Raw genomic sequence first — 16,396 nt, 5'->3', positions numbered from 1 at the left:
CCCTGCGCGACACCTGCGCGACATCGCCCGCTCACTCGGATTTGATCACAATTTGGTAGGAGAGGCCTACGTCCGTGAGCTGCTTCTGAAAGCATTGACATCCGTAGAGAATGCATCGGTGGGGATGGGCATGTCGGACGAAGACTCGCTGGACTTTGCCATCGTGATCTACCGCGAGGAGGGCCGCTGGGAAGCGGAGATGCTCCCGGTGGCACTCACCTCGGATCTCGACGGCCTGATCCACGCACTGCGCCAGCAGCCGAGTATGAACGGCACGATTGGTCTGGTTGCGGTGGGGGATGAGTTCTTCGTGGCGCTACGGGTGTTTGGCGAGCGGGTGGAGGTCTTCCTCTCCGACATCGCCGCGTCCTGGGACTTCCCGCTCGCGGAGCAGGCGCTGGAATACCTCGACGTGCCGATACCCGACGAGGACGAGCTCGACGCGATCCTTCAGGACGAGGAGACGGCGCTCCCCGCCGGGGACCTGTCGATCTTCGCCGACCTGGGACTCGACGAGATGGAGCTCGGGATCCTCTCCGGGGACATCGATCTGCTCCCCGAAGACGTTCTGTCCAGCATCGCCGCGCGGCTGGGATTCTCCGAGCCGTTCGAGCGCGCCATCGACTCTGTGTTCGGCTGACCTCGGGAGATCGGCCATGCCCTCCAGACCATCCGGCAACAGCGTGTTCTCCGCAGCCTTCGTCCGCACCACCGGCGGATGGAACGGCGCGGAGGTCGATCTCGGCCACGTCGAGATCGTCGACGACATCGGCGACGCCGTTCAGGAGCATCTCGGGCTCACCGGTGACGAACTCGCCCTGCTGTGCGTGGAGGTGGAGGACGAGTGGTTCGCGATCGTCCGCTACCAGGGCGATCTGGAGCCCCGCACGTTCCTGTCCGACGCGCATGCCGGTCTCTCCGACGATCTCGGGGAGCTCTTCACCGAGCTGGCCGGGGTCGCACTGGACAAGGACACCCCCGAGCTGGGCGTACGGCCGGCGGGTGACTTCGAGCTCCTGAACGACCTGGGAGTGAGCTCCGAGGAGCTCATCGAGCTCAGCATGGAGGAGGGCGCCCTCCCGGGGGACACCCTCTCGGTGATCGCCGAGCGCCTGGCCTTCGCGGACGAGCTCGACCGGCTGCGGTGACGGGCGTCGCGGTGACGAGCGCTGCGGTGGCACCGCGGTGACGGACTACGTCCCGGCGATGCGGCTGGCTCTGGCGCAGGCCGCGGCGGCCGGCCTCCGCGATGAGGTGCCGGTCGGCGCGATCGTCCTCGACGCGGGCGGATCCGTGCTGGCACAGGCGGGAAACGACCGGGAGTCCTCGGTCGATCCCACCGCGCACGCCGAGGTGCTCGCCCTGCGGGAGGCCGCGAGAGCACTCGGGCGGTGGCGGCTGACCGGCTGCACGCTGGTGGTCACCCTGGAGCCCTGCACCATGTGCGCGGGGGCCTCCGTGCTGGCCAGGGTCGACCGCATCGTCTACGGCGCCGTAGACGCCAAGGGCGGGGCCGTGGGCTCGCTCTGGGACGTGGTCAGGGACCGCCGTCTCAACCATCGCCCCGAGGTCGTCATGGGCGTGCTGGCCGACGAGTGCGCGGAGATCCTCACCGAGTTCTTCGCTGTTCGCCGGATGCGCGAGCTATAGCGGTTATCCGGTAAGCTGCTCCGCGGTGGAGTCGCCTAGTGGCCGAGGGCGCACGCCTCGAAAGCGTGTGATGGGGCAACCTATCCGTGGGTTCAAATCCCACCTCCACCGCCACTAAAAAAGAGCCTCTGACCTGCACGAATGGGTCAGGGGTTCTTCGCATTTCACGATCATGGGGAAACAGGCCCGTCGGTTCCCCATCTGACGAGTGCCGCCTGGTGGCCGACCTGGACTCCGCTGCCAGGGTCGATCTTGAAGCTGCCGAACAGGGTGGTCGTCTCCAGGGCCGAGGCCGCCGCCCACAGGGCCTCGCGCGTTGTGCCGCCGGTCAGCCGTGCGCAGTGTGCCGCGATGGCGGCGGTGGCGGCCGCCTGTGCGGCCGGATAGTCGGGGAGCACTCCGGCGCGATCCTCGTAGGCGGCGAGGAAGCCGGGTTCGGCAGGGCCGAGTTCGGCTCCATGTCCGCTGCCCGGGAACCACTGCCCGACGCCGTAGATCCCGCGGGGATCGTCGATCGCGTCGCCGAACTCACGGACGCCCGCCGCCACCGCGCACACCGTTCGCGGGGGCCTGGGCAGTGCGCGGGCCCGGTTGACCGTCTCGACGTCCTCCTCGAATGAGCCCGCGCAGAAGAGCGCCCAGGCCGCGGGGGGCGCCGAGGGCAGCGGCTCTCCGGGGCCGAGGCGGACGGTGTGGATGCCGAGCGAGTGCGCCGTCGTCTCGGCGCCGGCCGCCACCTGCCGGCCGAAGCCGCCCTTGCCCTGGACGATCCACAGGTGGAGTGGCTCGGCGGCACTGTCCAGGTGCCTGATGAAGGGCTTCGCGTACTGGCTCGTCGGGGTCGGTACGGAGACGACGTGACCGGGATGGGCTGCCTCGACGTCGTCGCCGGATCCGCCGTGGTTCCAGATCAGCCGGTCGAGGGAGGCGGCGACCTGTCCCGCTCTCCGCATCAGGTGCGTCGAGTAGGGGCCGAGCATGAGGTCGCATCGCGGTGCCAGGCGGCGCATGGCCGTTTCCATGACCTCCGGGCGGCTCTGATCGTCTTCGATGACCAGTTCCGCGGTGTCGTTCGAGGACTGCCAGATCTCAAGGCCGAGCCGGGCCTGCGTGCCGAACCTGGCGTGCCTGCCCGACAGGGACAGGCAGGCCCCGAGGCGCAGTCGCCCGATTCCAGCCCTCATCGCATCTTCACCTCGTACCGGGCCTCGTGGCGTCCCGCGGCCGCGATCGAGTCCTGAACCAGGTCCTGCCCTGCGGAGGTTCGCGAGGCCTTCCATCTGCCTGCGACATCGCCTGCGATATTCCGGCGCGGTGACGGGAGGGTTCTTTCTCCCGTCTCTCAGGAAGATCCGAGCTCAGCCCTCCGAGGGCAGGTCCAGGACCCGGGCGTGCAGGACCGAGCGCTGGTGCAGGGCCGAGCGCAGCGCGCGGTGCAGGCCGTCCTCCAGGTAGAACTCGCCGCGCCACTGGACCACGTGGGGGAACAGGTCGCCGTAGAACGTGGAGTCCTTGGCGAGCAGGGAGTGCAGGTCGAGCACCGCTTTCGTGGTGATCAGCGTGTCGAGCCGGACCTGTCGCGGCGGTATCTGCGCCCACTCGCGATGCGAGAGGCCGTGTTCGGGGTAGGGCCGTCCATCGCCGACCAGCTTGAAGATCACAGTACGTAGTTTAGGAGAGATTCCCGTCCTATGCCTGATCGCCCTCCCCCGTCGCAGGTCATGGACTTCTTCAGATGCTTCCAGCGAAGGTGTCGCACTTGGCGGGGTCGCCGGTCTCGTAACCGGTGGTGAACCACTTGACACGCTGCGCCGACGTCCCGTGGGTGAAGCCGTCCGGGTTCACCCGGCCCTGGGTGCGTTCCTGGATGCTGTCGTCGCCCACCGCCGAGGCCGCGCTGAGCGCCTCCTCGATGTCCGCCTTGGTGAACGGCTTCTCGAACACGCCGGTCTCGTAGGCGTTCTTGGCCCAGGCTCCTGAGTAGCAGTCGGCCTGCAGCTCCAGCCTGACGGAACTGCTCTCGGGGCCCTGCTGCTCGCCGCCCTCGGCCTTCGCGCTGGTACCGAGCAGGTTCTGCACGTGGTGACCGTACTCGTGCCCGATGACATAGGCCTGGGCGAACGGCCCGCCCTTGGCTCCGAACTGGCTTTCGAGCTGCTTGAAGAAGCTCAGGTCGAGGTAGACCTGGCGATCGGCCGGGCAGTAGAACGGGCCGACCGAGGCGTCGGCGGCGCCGCAGGCGGTGTCCACCTGGCCGGAGAACATGACGGTCTTGGCGGGCTCGTATCCCTGAACGACCTTGGGCCAGTAGTCCTGAATGCTGTTGACCACGCCGACCACCCGGCACTCCTCGTTCTGGTCGGCGTCCTTGCCGGTCTTGCACTGCGCGCTGAGGTCGGAGGTGGGCCCCACCGCGGCCGGCTCGCCGCCGGTTACGTCGCCGGGGTTGATCCCGAATATCAGCGCCACGATGAGCGCCACGATTCCAGCCGCACCGCCACCGACCGCGAGACCGCCACCGGGGATTCCACGGCCGCGACTTTCGGTCTGCGAGCTGTCCAGCTGGACATCATCCTTGAAATCCATCGCCGACGTCCCTTCGATCCGCTAGGACCCTTCGACTGCCCACAGGAGGGCGGTACATGCCGATGGGTTCGGATACCTCCGGAGGAGACGTCACAGCGTCCTGGCTCACGGGCCCGATGGCCGTCGGCGGACGGCGTGTCCGGCGCCGCCCCGTCCGTCCGGTCGCGACCGGACGGCCCCCTCCGCGTTGGCTCTCTCAGATATTCCCCGAACGGCTTCCGTCTACGCCGTGACATGACAATCGCGGTGCTCAGAGCGGGTTCCGAGGGTGGTTCGGGGGTTGCCGACGTTTCGGCACTTTATCGGCACTGGGGTTGGCCTATGTTCTGCGCGGCTCAGGGATTCTCCTGCCGCGCACCATACGCACGCGGCACGATCGCCCGCCATGGCCTGACCTGTGGCCTACCCGGAAGAGAAGATGAAGACGTCCCCACCATGTCTGCCGCCTGCCGACCCATCGGCGACCCCGCCGCCGGAAACGCCGCGGGAGCATCACCTCGGCACCCTCGTACGGGAGCATGAGAAGGCGTTGCTGGCGTACACGGAGAAGCTGCTGAACGACCACCATCTGGCCGAGGACATCGTGCAGGAGACCCTGGTCCGCGCATGGCATCACGCGGACCGGCTGTACGACTCCGAGGGCTCGGTGCGCGGCTGGTTGCTCACGGTGGCCCGCAACCTCGTGATCGACCGCTCCCGAGGCGGTTTCCACCGCTACGAGGTGATCGGATCCGACACCCTGGACGTCGTGCAACGTGACCACGCGGACGCGGTGGCGGCCGCGGTGACGGTCACCGAGATGCTCGACTCGCTCTCGACGGAGCACCGCGAGGTGCTCGTCCACACATACCTGTGGGGGCGCACCGTCCGCGAGACGGCCGAGGTCCTCGGCATACCGGTCGGTACGGCGAAGTCCCGCCAGCACTACGCGCTGAACTACCTCCGCAAGTCCGAGAGGTACGAGCGGTCGCCGGCGGGGGTCCGCGCCTGACCTGACCGGGCCGCCCGCGCTCGGTGGCCGTGCCGGGACCGTCGCCACGGATCATCCAGGGCCGAAGCCGGGACCGTCACCACGAATCGTCCAGGGCCGGAATCGTCAGGCGCAGGCCATGCCGGGGCCGTCCCCATCGGTTCGGGTCGCCGTCGTCGTGGGTCATCCCGGGGTCGGAGCCGTCATGCGCGGGTCATCCCGGGCCGTCAGGCGTAGGTCGCGCCGGGATCGCCCCCATCGGTGCCGGTCGCCACGGGTCACGCCGGGACCGTCACCGTCAGGCGCAGGAGCGGGATCTCCACGGAGCCGTCCGGAGCGGCCCGCCAGCGCCAGTGGGCGCCCTGGGCGTCTCCGCACACCAGAGCGGTCCAGCCGGCTCCTCCGGGGCCGCACAGGGCGAGCAGGTCCGCCGCCTCCTGCGCCGTCGGCGTACCGGAGGCGACCAGCAGCGCCTCCAGCGGATGGAGGCGGGCCGCCGCCCGCAACGTGCCGGCCTCGCGTGCGCCGGCCGGGCGCGGATCGAAGCGTTCGATCCGCCGCATGGTTCCGGGAAGGGCGACGGCGGGACCGCCCGTCGTCTGGAGCACGGCGACCGGTACCGCGGGCTTGCTGCGCGCGACCTCGGCCAGCAGTCCCTGCACCACGTCGCGGGCCACCCCGGGGTCGCCGGTGACGCTCAGCACCCCGTCCAGCCGGCTGAGGTCCACGAAGACCTTTCCACCCTGCTCGTCCACGCCCACCGCCACCAGGGACGGCGAGGGGGGCTGCGAGCCGGTGCCGTACACGGGCTGGGCGGGCGGCGCGAAAGCGCCGGCCGGACGGCGCCAGCGCGCCTCGCCCAGATCCTGCCAGGGCGCCGGCGGGGCGTCCGCGGTCGCCACCCAGGCGGTGACGCCCGCGTCGTCGACGGAGACCGCGTGTACGGCGTGTCCCTTCCGGCCGGTCAGTTCGGCCACCGCCCCGTGGGCCGTTCGCAGCGACTCCCCGTCCCCGGCGAAGGCCGCCGCCAGCGACGTGCGGAAGCGCAGCCTGCGTGCCCGGCGGACCGGGTCCCCGAGGCGCCGGATCGCACGCGCCATCGCGGCGAACAGACGCCGCACCTGCTGCCTGGCCACGATCGCGGCGGTCAGCAGTGCCAGCAGAAACGCTCCCAGCCCCGCGAGCACGGCCGGGAGCGGGAGCACGATCGTGTTGGAGGCCTGCGTGGGAGATTGGGCGCCCTGCTGCGTGGGTGGCTGGGAGCCCTGGACGAAGGGCTGGGTTCCCGCCCCGGCCGGTGCCGTGCTCGCGGCATCGTCCGGCTGTGTCGCGCCGTCGCCGCCGGACTCCTGGGCAAGCTGCACGTCGGGGCCGTTCGCGTCCTCCGGGAGCCGCAGGATCCAGCCGGGCCGCAGGTCGCCCGGGTCCGTCAGGGCGGTTCCGTCGGCCTGGGCCCGTCCGCGGTTGAGGTCGAAGATCTCGCCTGCCCGGTTCCCGTCGCCCAGGGTGCGCGCGGCGATGAGGGCCAGGCTGTCCGGTGTGCCGCCGTTCTGCTCCGCCGTCCTCACCACGTACACCTTGACGAGGTCGGCGGCGGCGTCACCGCCGTCCGCGGCGAGCGCCGCCCCGCCGAGGTACAGGGCGGACCATACGGCCAGCAGCACGACAACGGCCGTCCGACGCAAGGCCTGCCACCCCGGTCCCGTCCGCCCGAGTCCCGGCAGGGATCGGGGGACCGCGCGGGCGCCGCTCCTCAACATGTGGTTCCACCCATCTCCCGGAGCCCGCCGGGCTCCGTTCCGCCGCCGAGGGAGCCGGACAACCCCGGCCGCACCTCACCAGAGCACACGTGGCGAACGTGAAAAGGGTTCGACCCGATTTCAGGCGTGCCTGAGCCTGTCCCGCACCGTGGAGAAGTCGTTGAGCGATGCCGCGGAGGTCGAGGCGGTCTCGCCGGAGTCGACTGCGAAGTGAGGATGAACCTTTTGCGCCGAATGCTCCGTGTATGAGGGCAGGTTGGCTGCTCCGTGTATGAGAGCAGCACGGACCCATCACCCGGGGGGCCAGGTGCCGAGACGACACAACTCAGGCTTTGACGTGCTCGGAATGTCGCAGGACCCCACGCCCGGGGACCCCGAGGAGATCCGGCGCCTCGCGGACCGTTACCGGCAGATCGGTCAGCAGGCCGAGACCGCCAACAAGATCCTGGGAAGCGGCGGCGCCGTGGAGCAGGGAAGCGGAAAGGCCATAGACGCGCTGCGCAAGCAGCTGAAGTCACTGCCCGACAAGCTGGGCAAGACGGCGCAGTCCTTCTCCGAGGCCGCCTCCGCGTACGAGACCTACGCCAAGCAGCTGGAGGACGCGCAGTCCACCGTGGACCGGGCGATGGACCAGGCCGGGCCCGTGGCGGGTACGGCCGGCCAGACCGCCCCCACGCTCGCGCCGGACGCCACCGCGGAGCAGAAGGCGGACGCGGGCCGGCAGCAGGACGGCATCGACGCCGCCCAGCAGACCATGTCGGCCGCCAAGCGCCTGGCGGAGGACGCCAGGAACCTTCGCGAGCAGGCGTCCCAGCGGGCGGGACAGGAGCTTGACGACGCGGCGTCGAAGGCGATCCCCGAGCGCGGCTTCTTCCAGAAGATCGCGGACTTCTTCGCGGACTTCCCGTTCGTCAAGATCCTCCTCGACATCCTGATCGCCGTGGTCGCCGTCTTCTTCCCCGTGGCCGGTTTCCTCCTCGGCGCGGCGTTATTCGCCTTCCAGACAGCTCAACAGATAGCCACCGGGGACTTCAAACTCGGCGACTTCGCGGCCGGGCTGTTCGCCCTCGTCCCGGGTGGCTCCCTCATCAAGCTGGGCGGCAGGGCGGCCACCGTCGTCGGCTCCAAGATCGCTCCCACCCTGGTCAAGGGGGCCTCGGAGTCGGGCGGTTTCATCAATACGGCCTCCGGGAGCATCGCCAAGTTCACGGAGACGATCACCAATACCAAGGCCGTATCGGTCGTTTTCAAGAGCCCGGCCGGAAGCGTGGCCACCGGGGCGGTCGGCGAGTTCGGGCAGAAGGTCGCCGAAGAGGCGGTCGTCAAGAAGCTCAACGGCGATGAGATCACCGCCGGGAACCTGCTGGCCGGTGCCGCCGCCGGCGCCGTGGTCGGCGCGGGCTTCAAGGGAGGACGCGCCGCCAAGGATGGTGAGTTCGCCGGGGGAGCCTTCACCCCTCCGCCTCGCCCTCCCGCCGGTGCCGCGGCGAAGCCCGACGCGCCGCCGCCGACCAGCCTGCGTGACAAGGCCGTCGATCAGGGGACCGGCCTGATCCAGGAGGGGGCGTCCGCCGGCGCCAAGGTCGGCGTCGCGGTCTCAGAGGGAACGGATCCCAAGGACGCGCTCCTCAGCGAGGCGAGCAACTTCCTCCCGGGAGCGGTCGGCTCGGTGGGCAAGCGCGGTGCCTCGCAGGGGCTGGACTCGTTCATCCCGATCAAGGGCACCCCGCCGCCCGGAATCAGCGGCTCTCCCGCCCCGGCCCCAACTCCGGACCTCACTCCATCCGCGACCCCGGACCTCACCCCGGCCGCGAGCCCGGCCCCGGTTGTGACCCCGAACACAACTCCGGACTCCACCCCGGTCGCGTCCGCGACCCCGGACTCCACCCCGGCCGCGTCCGCGACCCCGGACTCCACTCCGTCCGCGACCCCGGATTCCACGTCGTCCGCGAGCCCGACTCTGTCTACAACTCCGGATTCGTCCGCGACCTCGGACTCCACCCCGGCTGCGTCCGCGACCCCGGATTCCCCGCCGGACTCCGCTCCACCTGCGAGCCCGACTCTGTCCACGCCTCCGGATTCATCCTCGACCTCGGACTCCACTCCGTCTGCGAGTCCGGCTTCGGATTCGTCCGCGACCCCGGACTCCACCCCGGCTGCGTCCGCGACCTCGGATTCCGTCCCGGACTCCGCTCCGTCCGCGAGCCCCACTCCGGCTCCAACCCCGGCTGCGACCCCGGATTCCACTCCGAACCAGGCTCCGGCGCAGGAAGCGGCTTCATCGGCACCGCTTTCCGCCCCGCCGACACCGACGTCAGCCTCGGCGCCGGCCCCGAAGGTTCCGGCACCGACGTCGGGGCCGGCCTCGCAGACACCGGCATCGGCCTCGTCGGCGACCGACCAGGTCTCCCCGGCGACCACCGAGCCGCAGAACATCCCCCTTCCCCCCTCACCGACCGCTACCTGAGCTTTCACCCCAGCCTGGCCATCCCGGTCCGGGCCCCAAATACCGCCACCGCCGGTGGACGGATGGACAGCAAGGAGAAACCCCATGCCCAACTTCGCAGTCAACTCCGACGAGACCGCCTCGACCTCCGCGGCGCTGCTCAACGACTTCTCCACGTTGCAGGACAAGCTCACCGAGGTGCGCGGCAAGATCCAGACCCTGCTGGCCCAGGGGTACAGCACCCCGGCCGCCCAGCAGAAGTTCCAGCCCTTCTTCGACGAGTTCGCCCGCGGCTTCGACCAGGTGAACCAGTCGCTGCAGGGCATCGGCCAGTACGTCAAGGCCGTCGGTGACGCGTTCTCGCAGACCGACGAGCAGCTGGGTTCCAACCTGTCCTAGCGGGACCGCCGCTGTGCTCCCGGGGCCCCTGAGCCCCGGGAGGCGCCACGGCTGAGTCCCGGAAGGCGCCACCGGCCCCCGCGCATCGTCACCGCGTACACGCAATCGCATCGCTCGCAACCGCACCGCCTGCGACACGTCACCGCATCACATGCACCGCATCACCGCACCACCCACAACGCGCCACTCACATACGAGGGAATCGATTGCCGTGCGTTTGAACGTCAGCGTCCGGGACCCGCAGGACGAAGGGGCCTCCACGGCCGTCGCCGTGGACACCGAACCCTCCGCGCAGGTGGGACGGTTGGCCGTGGAACTGGCACGGGCCGTGGATCTCGGCGGAGCCGGGAACACCTCGGGCACCGGGCCGGTCCTCTACATCGGTTCCGATCCGATCGACCCGGAGGCCACCCTGTACGCCGCCGGCGTGCGCGACGGCCTGGATCTGGGGCTCGGCGCCCCGGTGCACAGGGAGCCCGAGCCCGAGGGGCTGGCGGAGCTGAGGGTGGTCAGCGGACCGGGAGCCGGAACGTCCTTCCGTCTGCCGCCCGGCGAGTACGAGATCGGCAGCGCCGCCACCTGCCGGATCCCGCTGTCTCCCGGGGCGCCGGCGATCGCCGCCCGGGCGAGCGTCCGGGTCGACCACACCGTGGAGGTGACGGCGATCGAGCGCGTCCTGCTGGACGGCAGGGAGCTGTCCGGCACCGCCGACTGGCTTGAGGGCAGTCAGCTCGCCGCCGGTGACACCCTGCTGGAGCTGGCCCTCCCGACGACCGTCCGGGTGCCCCTCACCCCCGCGGCGGACGGACTGGGCCTGGAGTTCAACCGGCCGCCCCGCTTCCGCGCCGACCGCGGCAGCGCCCGCTTCCGGCTGCCGAGCGCGCCGATCAAGCCGGAGAAGCGGGCCATCCCGCTGCTGCCGATCCTGCTGGTCCCGGCGGGCGGCGCCCTGGTCTCCATCCTGGTGACGGGCAACTGGACGTTCATTTTCCTCGCGCTGCTGTCGCCGATCGGCGCGCTGGCGACCCAGTTCGGCAGCCGCAAGCAGGCGCAGGTCAGCTACGAACAGAAAGTTCGCGAGTACGAGGACTCCCTGGCGCGGGTCCGCGCCGACGCGGACGCCGCCGTACTGCGGGAGCAGAACCTGCTCCGGCTCTCCCATCCCGACCCGGCCTCCCTGCTGCAGACGGCTTCGGCGCCCTCGGAACGGCTGTGGGAGCGCCGATGGCAGGATCCCGACTTCCTCGAGGTACGGGTGGGCACCGCCGATCTGCCCTCCTCGCTGACCGTCGAGGACCCCGCGCTGGACGAGCACCGCCGCATCACGGTGCCGTGGCTGACCCAGGTGCCCGTGTCGATCCCGCTGCGCGGCGCCGGGGTGACGGGTGTCGCGGGTCAGGACGCCGCGAACCTGGCCGGGTGGATGGCGGCCCAGGCCGCGGCCCTGCACAGCCCCGCCGACCTGCGGATCCTGGTGCTGGCGGGTCCCGACGGTGAGAACGACTGGTCGTGGGTGCGCTGGCTGCCGCACTGCCAGCCCCAGAACGAGGACGCCTACGCGCTGGTCGGCAGCACCGCCGACTCGATGGCCCGCCGGATCGGCGAGCTGGGGCAGCTGGTGGCCAACCGCGTGGCGGCAGGCCCCGGAGTGCCCCGGGGCGGCACCGCGGGCTCCCCGGACATCCTGGTGGTGCTCGACCAGGCCCGCCGGGCGCGGTCGCTGCCGGGAGTGGTCGCGCTGCTGAGGGACGGCCCGTCGGTGGGCGTCTACACGATCTGCCTGGACCGCGAGGAGCGGTTGCTGCCGGAGGAGTGCACCGCGGTGGTGGCCACCGGCCCGGAGGGCGTCCGGGTGCGCACCGGTCCGGGGGCGCCGCCGGAGAACGTCCGCGTGGACTCTCCCGAGCCCGGCTGGTACGAGAACCTGGCCCGGGCCATCGCACCGCTGCGGGGCGTCGGAGACAGCGACGAGAGCGCGCTCCCCGGATCGGTGCGGCTGCTGGACCTGCTGGGCGTGGAGCCGCCCACGGCCGGCGCCGTCGCCGCCGGCTGGGCGTTGACCGGTCGCAGCACCCGGGCGGTCCTGGGCGCCGGATACGACGGCGAGTTCTCCGTGGACCTGGTCCGCGACGGGCCCCACGCGCTGGTGGCGGGGACGACGGGCTCCGGCAAGTCGGAGCTGCTGCAGACCCTGGTCGCCACGCTCGCCGTGGTGAACCGGCCCGATGAGATGACGTTCGTCCTGGTCGACTACAAGGGCGGCAGCGCCTTCGCCGAGTGCGCGGACCTCCCGCACACCGTCGGCCTGGTCACCGACCTGGACACCCACCTGGTGGAGCGCGCCCTGGTCTCCCTCGGGGCCGAGCTGCGCCGCCGCGAGCAGGTCCTGGCGGAGGCGGGGGCGAAGGACATCGAGGACTACCTGGACAAGCGGACGCGGGGCGGCGACGTGCTCGGCCCGCTGCCCCGGCTCCTGCTGGTGATCGACGAGTTCGCCTCGATGGCCCGCGAGCTCCCCGACTTCATCGCCGGCCTGGTCAACATCGCCCAGCGGGGCCGCTCGCTCGGCATCCATCTGGTGCTGGCGACCCAGCGGCCCACCGGCGCGGTGACGGCGGACATCCGCGCCAACACCAACCTGCGGATCGCGCTGCGCACGACCGACGCCGGCGAGAGCCGCGACATCATCGACGCGCCCGACTCCGGGAGCATCTCCTCGGGCACCCCGGGACGGGCGTACGCGAGGCTGGGCCCGGCGGTGCTGCTGCCCTTCCAGGCCGCCCGCGTCGGTGGCCGCCGACCGGCCGGCGCGGTCGCGGCGTCGACGGAGACGCCCGTACGGGCCCACGGCGTCAGCTGGCGGGAGCTGGGCGGACCGGTGCTGCGTAGCGCCAGGACCGGCGGCGTCGCGAGTACGCAGGAGGCCGTCACGGACCTGGCGGTCCTGGTCGAGGCCGTCGCGGACGCCGCGCGGACGGCCGGCGTGCCCCGGCAGCCCAGCCCGTGGCTGCCGGCCCTCCCGGAGGTCCTGCAGTGGACCGAGCCCGCCGGGCCCAAGCCGCCGGCGGACCGGGACGCGGCCCTGCCCGCCGTGGAGTACGGCCTGGTCGACCTGCCCGCCGACCAGGATCGCACCGCCCTCGTCCTCGATCTCGACCGGTCCGGCCACCTGCACATCATCGGCTCACCGCGCAGCGGACGGTCCCAGACCCTGCGGACCCTGGCAGCGGCCCTCGCCCGCGCCCACGCGGTGGAGGACGTCCACCTCTACGGCATCGACTGCGGCAACGGAGCCCTCAACGCGCTGACCGCGCTCCCGCACTGCGGCGCGGTCATCGACCGGAACCAGACGGAGCGTCTGGGGCGGCTGCTGGACCGCCTCACCGCCGAGCTGAGCGCCCGCCAGTCGCTGCTCGGCGCGCGCGGCACCGCCGACCTGGCCGAGTTCCGCAGGATGGCGCCGGTCGACGAGCGGCCGCCGCACATCGTCGTCATGGTGGACCGCTTCGAGGTCTTCGAGCGGGAGTTCGTCAGCTTCGACAACGGCAGCTACCTCGAACGCCTGCTGCGCCTGCTGCGAGATGGGGCGGGCGTCGGCATCCACCTGGTGCTGGCCGGCGACCGCGTCCTGGGCTCGGCCCGTTTCGCGGGCACCACCGAGGACAAGATCGTGCTCCGGCTCAACGACCGCACCGACTACTCGACGGTGGGCCTCACCCAGCGATCGGCGCCGTCCGATCCGTCGCCCGGGCGGGGCATCAGGGTGCGGGACACGAGCGAGGTGCAGATCGCGGTCCTCGGCTCGGATCTCTCCGGCACGGCCCAGGCGTCCGTCCTCATCGCGCTGGGCGAGGAGCTGGCGGTGCGCGAGGCCGACGTCCCGACGGCGCGGCGGCCGCTGCGCCTGGACGTGCTTCCCAACCAGATCTCGTACCAGGGCGCGGTCGCGCTGCAGGTGAACCCCGGGCCGATGCGCCCCCTGGTCGCCATCGGGGGCGACACCCTGACCGCGCTGGGTCCCGATCTGGCGGACGTGCCGACGTTTGTCGTCGCGGGTCCGCCCCGTACGGGACGCAGTACGGCGCTCGTCACGATGGCCCGCTCCCTGCTGGAGCAGGGCACCGGGCTGATCGTGCTGGCGCCGCGGCGGTCGCCGCTGCGCGACCTGGAGGGCACGCCGGGTGTGTCCGCCGTCTTCACCGACTCCGAGGTGTCCGCCGGCGCGTTCCGCGCCGCGCTCGGCAACGTGCCGCAGGACAGCGCCGTGATCGTCGTGGACGACGCGGAGCTGTTCATGCAGTCGGAGATCGACGCCGACCTCGCGCTGCTGGCCCGCGGCGGAGCCGGCAGCGGGTGGGGCCTCGTCCTCGCGGGGAACGCCGAGGCGCTCTCCTTCGGGCTCGCCGGCTGGATCGGGCAGGTCAAGCGGAACCGCGCCGGGATGCTGCTCTCCCCGCAGAGCCTCAGCGACGGAGAGGTGATCGGCGTCAAGGTCTCCCGTGGCCTGGTCGGTCAGGCCCCCCAGCCCGGCCGGGGCCTGATGCATCTCGGTGACGGGACTCTGACCACCGTGCAGGTGCCGAACACGGCACTCACAGGGTGAAAACGGCGCGAACCGCCTGATGAATGACCGCGGGGCCGGCCGGGACGATCTTCCGGTCGGCCTCGTCGTCATTCGGGACGATCTCCCGGGCGGCCCTGCCGGATCCGGGACGACCCCCCGACCGGCCTCGCCGCCATCCGTACAGGGAGCCGAGCCCGTTCGGGGTGATCCGTGCCGGCGCGGATCCACACTCCGCGCACGAGGCCCGGGTCCGCTCAGGCCGGATGCGTAACGGCGCGGATTCCGCGATCCGCACGCACGAGGCCCGGGACGTTCAGGCCCCGGCGGGTTGCTCGGCGGGGAGGAATCTGAAGGTGCCGCTGATCGCGTCGAACAGCTCGTAGACGTCCGCCGCGAGCGGGAGGTTGGGGCTCGCGCAGGTGACGATCAGATAGTCGCCCATCGACCCGGGGATGGGGATCACGGTGTGCATGGTGAGCATCCGGACCGTGATGTCGGCGGCGATCTGCGCCTCCTCGGTGCCGGTGATCCGGGCGACCTGCCCGATGTTCGGAAGGGTCACCGCGGATACGGTCCGGTCCGCGCCGGCCTTGGATCCTCCCGTACCGCCCGGCGACAGCTGGGCCGCGAGCACGGGCAGCGTCAGCTCGCGTCCCGGCGGAGCGGTGACGGCGAAGACCATCGCGTAGCCGAGGAAGAGCCCGTCTTCGAAGATGGTGGCCGTACCGGCGGCGAACAGGGCGCCGTGCCGGCGGGCGGCCCTGCTGACCTCGCGGGCCTGCCGGAACATGTCGTTGATCGTCGCCTTCTCACGCGGACTCTCGGTGAGAGCCAGGGCGGCGGCGCGGGTCTCGGCGAGGACGCTCCCGGAGAGGTCGAGATCGGCCCAGGACTCCGGAACGTCGAGCACAAAACGGTCGACGATCGCCATCAGTTGCCTTCCAGGTGGGCCACGGCCTTGTCGTCGGTGTCCTTGAACTGCTCCAGGATCTGGTCGACGGCCTTCTTGATCGCGTCACACTGCCGGTGCAGCTGCTCGCGACCGTCATTCCAGCGGCGCTCGAAGTTGTCGCCCTGGTCGATCAACGGGTATCCCACCGCCCGGTCCAGGTCGATCCCGGACTTGTCGGTGTCGATGTTGTCGAGGACGAACCCGAGTGATCGCGACACCTCCTCGAGATCCGATCCCGGAATATTGATGTCGGCCATCGTGCCTCCCCCGTGCGGTCATGCGTAGCGTCTCCTGCGAAACACGTAAGGCGGGACGCGGGGGTTCACAAAGGGCCGTGGTCCCTTGAACCAAATGGGCTGTTTCTCCGTGTTCCGCAGGTGACACTCGAAAGCAACAGCAGCACGGCGCGCAGGCCGTACGTCCGCGCGCTGGTCGCGACCGTTCTTCTCTGCGGCCTGGCGGGCGCCTCCGGCTGCGGCAAGACCCTCACGATCGGCGACGCCGCGCCGGCTGCCAGCTCCCCGGCGGCCCCGGCCGCCTCGCCCCCCGCTGCCTCGCCTCCGGCGGCCGACGCCGCCGCCCCGGCCGGTAACGGCGCCCTGCAGCTGGTCAACGGTTCGGCGGCGGACAACGGGCTGAACGGCAACGGCGGTTCGGTGGTCGGGGCGGCCGTCCAGGAGCAGCCGCCGATCTGGGTGCAGCTCTCGGCCGTCAACTCCCCCGCGCTCGGCTCCCACCTGATCAACGTCAACCAGGCGACGCTCTACAGGTTCGACAAGGACACGGCAGACCCCTCGCAGTCGAACTGCGACGGTGACTGCGCCGTCACCTGGCCGCCGGTGACCATCAAGGAGGGCGGCAAGGTCTACGTGGCCGGTATCGAGCCCGCGCAGATCGGCGCGATCCGGAGGAACGACGGAGCGGTGCAGCTGACGGTGGGCGGGTGGCCCGTCTACCGCTTCTCCGGTGACGAGAAGCCCGGCGACGAGAACGGCCAGGGCGTCGGCGGCACATGGTTCGCGGTGGCACCCGACGGCGCCAAGTCGGCACCGCAGTAGCCCGCCGTCCG

At 71.2% G+C, this 16,396-nt stretch carries 14 protein-coding genes and 1 tRNA gene; 9 read left to right on the top strand and 6 right to left on the bottom strand.

What is annotated here, in order from left to right; translation table 11 throughout:
• Positions 1-130 precede the first annotated feature (130 nt).
• From CHC08_RS21360 to CHC08_RS21345, 4 genes are all read left to right on the top strand, one after another.
• Positions 131-640, top strand: coding sequence for a tRNA adenosine deaminase-associated protein (locus tag CHC08_RS21360; protein WP_179282138.1), 510 nt, complete (start codon positions 131-133; stop codon positions 638-640).
• Between the two features lie 16 nt (positions 641-656).
• The gene (locus CHC08_RS21355) at positions 657-1,148 is read left to right on the top strand and encodes a tRNA adenosine deaminase-associated protein (RefSeq protein WP_089209097.1); all 492 of its coding nucleotides are present in this window, start codon (positions 657-659) and stop codon (positions 1,146-1,148) included.
• A 58-nt stretch (positions 1,149-1,206) separates the two neighbouring features.
• The gene (gene tadA, locus CHC08_RS21350) at positions 1,207-1,650 is read left to right on the top strand and encodes a tRNA adenosine(34) deaminase TadA (protein WP_089209136.1); all 444 of its coding nucleotides are present in this window, start codon (positions 1,207-1,209) and stop codon (positions 1,648-1,650) included.
• Between the two features lie 24 nt (positions 1,651-1,674).
• Positions 1,675-1,764 (top strand) — tRNA-Ser (locus CHC08_RS21345).
• A 56-nt stretch (positions 1,765-1,820) separates the two neighbouring features.
• Here the strand turns inward: CHC08_RS21345 and CHC08_RS21340 are convergent.
• The 3 genes from CHC08_RS21340 to ypfJ all read right to left on the bottom strand — a co-directional run bounded on the left by CHC08_RS21340 (position 1,821) and on the right by ypfJ (position 4,236).
• On the bottom strand, positions 1,821-2,834 hold the full coding sequence (locus CHC08_RS21340) for an ABC transporter substrate-binding protein (protein ID WP_179282137.1): 1,014 nt from the start codon (positions 2,832-2,834) through the stop codon (positions 1,821-1,823).
• Positions 2,835-3,008: 174 nt separating this feature from the next.
• Positions 3,009-3,311 (bottom strand): type II toxin-antitoxin system VapB family antitoxin, encoded by a 303-nt coding sequence (locus tag CHC08_RS21335; RefSeq protein WP_089209095.1) that lies wholly within the window; start codon positions 3,309-3,311, stop codon positions 3,009-3,011.
• A 70-nt stretch (positions 3,312-3,381) separates the two neighbouring features.
• Positions 3,382-4,236 (bottom strand): KPN_02809 family neutral zinc metallopeptidase, encoded by an 855-nt coding sequence (ypfJ, locus tag CHC08_RS21330; RefSeq protein WP_089209094.1) that lies wholly within the window; start codon positions 4,234-4,236, stop codon positions 3,382-3,384.
• 418 nt (positions 4,237-4,654) lie between these two features.
• On the opposite strand from ypfJ, the gene CHC08_RS21325 reads away from it, so the two are divergent.
• Positions 4,655-5,227 carry a sigma-70 family RNA polymerase sigma factor gene (locus tag CHC08_RS21325; protein ID WP_089209135.1) on the top strand — a complete coding sequence of 191 codons (573 nt, stop codon included), beginning with the start codon at positions 4,655-4,657 and terminating at the stop codon, positions 5,225-5,227.
• 257 nt (positions 5,228-5,484) lie between these two features.
• Here CHC08_RS21325 and CHC08_RS21320 read toward each other — a convergent pair whose 3' ends face one another.
• Positions 5,485-6,891, bottom strand: coding sequence for a LysM peptidoglycan-binding domain-containing protein (locus tag CHC08_RS21320; protein ID WP_143653298.1), 1,407 nt, complete (start codon positions 6,889-6,891; stop codon positions 5,485-5,487).
• Between the two features lie 421 nt (positions 6,892-7,312).
• Here CHC08_RS21320 and CHC08_RS21315 point away from each other — a divergent pair, with 421 nt between their 5' ends.
• The 3 genes from CHC08_RS21315 (at position 7,313) to CHC08_RS21305 (ending at position 14,414) form a co-directional block, all read left to right on the top strand.
• A complete protein-coding gene (locus CHC08_RS21315; protein ID WP_089209092.1) occupies positions 7,313-9,433 on the top strand; it encodes a putative T7SS-secreted protein in 2,121 nt (706 codons plus the stop codon).
• An 84-nt stretch (positions 9,434-9,517) separates the two neighbouring features.
• Positions 9,518-9,811 carry a WXG100 family type VII secretion target gene (locus tag CHC08_RS21310; protein ID WP_089209091.1) on the top strand — a complete coding sequence of 98 codons (294 nt, stop codon included), beginning with the start codon at positions 9,518-9,520 and terminating at the stop codon, positions 9,809-9,811.
• 211 nt (positions 9,812-10,022) lie between these two features.
• Positions 10,023-14,414 (top strand): FtsK/SpoIIIE domain-containing protein, encoded by a 4,392-nt coding sequence (locus CHC08_RS21305; RefSeq protein WP_218825399.1) that lies wholly within the window; start codon positions 10,023-10,025, stop codon positions 14,412-14,414.
• 274 nt (positions 14,415-14,688) lie between these two features.
• Here the strand turns inward: CHC08_RS21305 and CHC08_RS21295 are convergent, their stop codons facing one another.
• Positions 14,689-15,306, bottom strand: a complete 618-nt coding sequence (locus CHC08_RS21295) for a hypothetical protein (RefSeq protein ID WP_089209088.1) — start codon at positions 15,304-15,306, stop codon at positions 14,689-14,691.
• Positions 15,306-15,584, bottom strand: coding sequence for a hypothetical protein (locus CHC08_RS21290; protein ID WP_089209087.1), 279 nt, complete (start codon positions 15,582-15,584; stop codon positions 15,306-15,308). The genes CHC08_RS21295 and CHC08_RS21290 overlap by 1 nt, the downstream gene beginning before the upstream one ends.
• A 120-nt stretch (positions 15,585-15,704) precedes the next feature.
• Between CHC08_RS21290 and CHC08_RS21285 the strand changes: the two genes are divergently transcribed.
• Positions 15,705-16,385, top strand: a complete 681-nt coding sequence (locus CHC08_RS21285; protein ID WP_179282136.1) for a hypothetical protein — start codon at positions 15,705-15,707, stop codon at positions 16,383-16,385.
• Positions 16,386-16,396: the final 11 nt, after the last annotated feature.

Origin of the sequence: Streptosporangium subroseum, from assembly GCF_900188345.1 — a bacterium.
GTDB lineage: Bacteria > Actinomycetota > Actinomycetes > Streptosporangiales > Streptosporangiaceae > Streptosporangium > Streptosporangium subroseum.
The sequence above is the reverse complement of the archived record's forward strand: the minus strand, read 5'-3'. Positions and strand labels throughout refer to the sequence as shown.

Excerpts from the sequence above, each read along its gene's own strand:
- CHC08_RS21360 (WP_179282138.1), top strand. The coding sequence starts at position 131 with ATGTCGGACGAAGACTCGCTGGACTTTGCCATCGTGATCTACCGCGAG.
- CHC08_RS21355 (WP_089209097.1), top strand. The coding sequence starts at position 657 with ATGCCCTCCAGACCATCCGGCAACAGCGTGTTCTCCGCAGCCTTCGTC.
- tadA (WP_089209136.1), top strand. The coding sequence starts at position 1,207 with ATGCGGCTGGCTCTGGCGCAGGCCGCGGCGGCCGGCCTCCGCGATGAG.
- CHC08_RS21340 (WP_179282137.1), bottom strand. The coding sequence starts at position 2,834 with ATGAGGGCTGGAATCGGGCGACTGCGCCTCGGGGCCTGCCTGTCCCTG.
- ypfJ (WP_089209094.1), bottom strand. The coding sequence starts at position 4,236 with ATGGATTTCAAGGATGATGTCCAGCTGGACAGCTCGCAGACCGAAAGT.
- CHC08_RS21325 (WP_089209135.1), top strand. The coding sequence starts at position 4,655 with ATGAAGACGTCCCCACCATGTCTGCCGCCTGCCGACCCATCGGCGACC.
- CHC08_RS21315 (WP_089209092.1), top strand. The coding sequence starts at position 7,313 with ATGTCGCAGGACCCCACGCCCGGGGACCCCGAGGAGATCCGGCGCCTC.
- CHC08_RS21310 (WP_089209091.1), top strand. The coding sequence starts at position 9,518 with ATGCCCAACTTCGCAGTCAACTCCGACGAGACCGCCTCGACCTCCGCG.
- CHC08_RS21295 (WP_089209088.1), bottom strand. The coding sequence starts at position 15,306 with ATGGCGATCGTCGACCGTTTTGTGCTCGACGTTCCGGAGTCCTGGGCC.
- CHC08_RS21290 (WP_089209087.1), bottom strand. The coding sequence starts at position 15,584 with ATGGCCGACATCAATATTCCGGGATCGGATCTCGAGGAGGTGTCGCGA.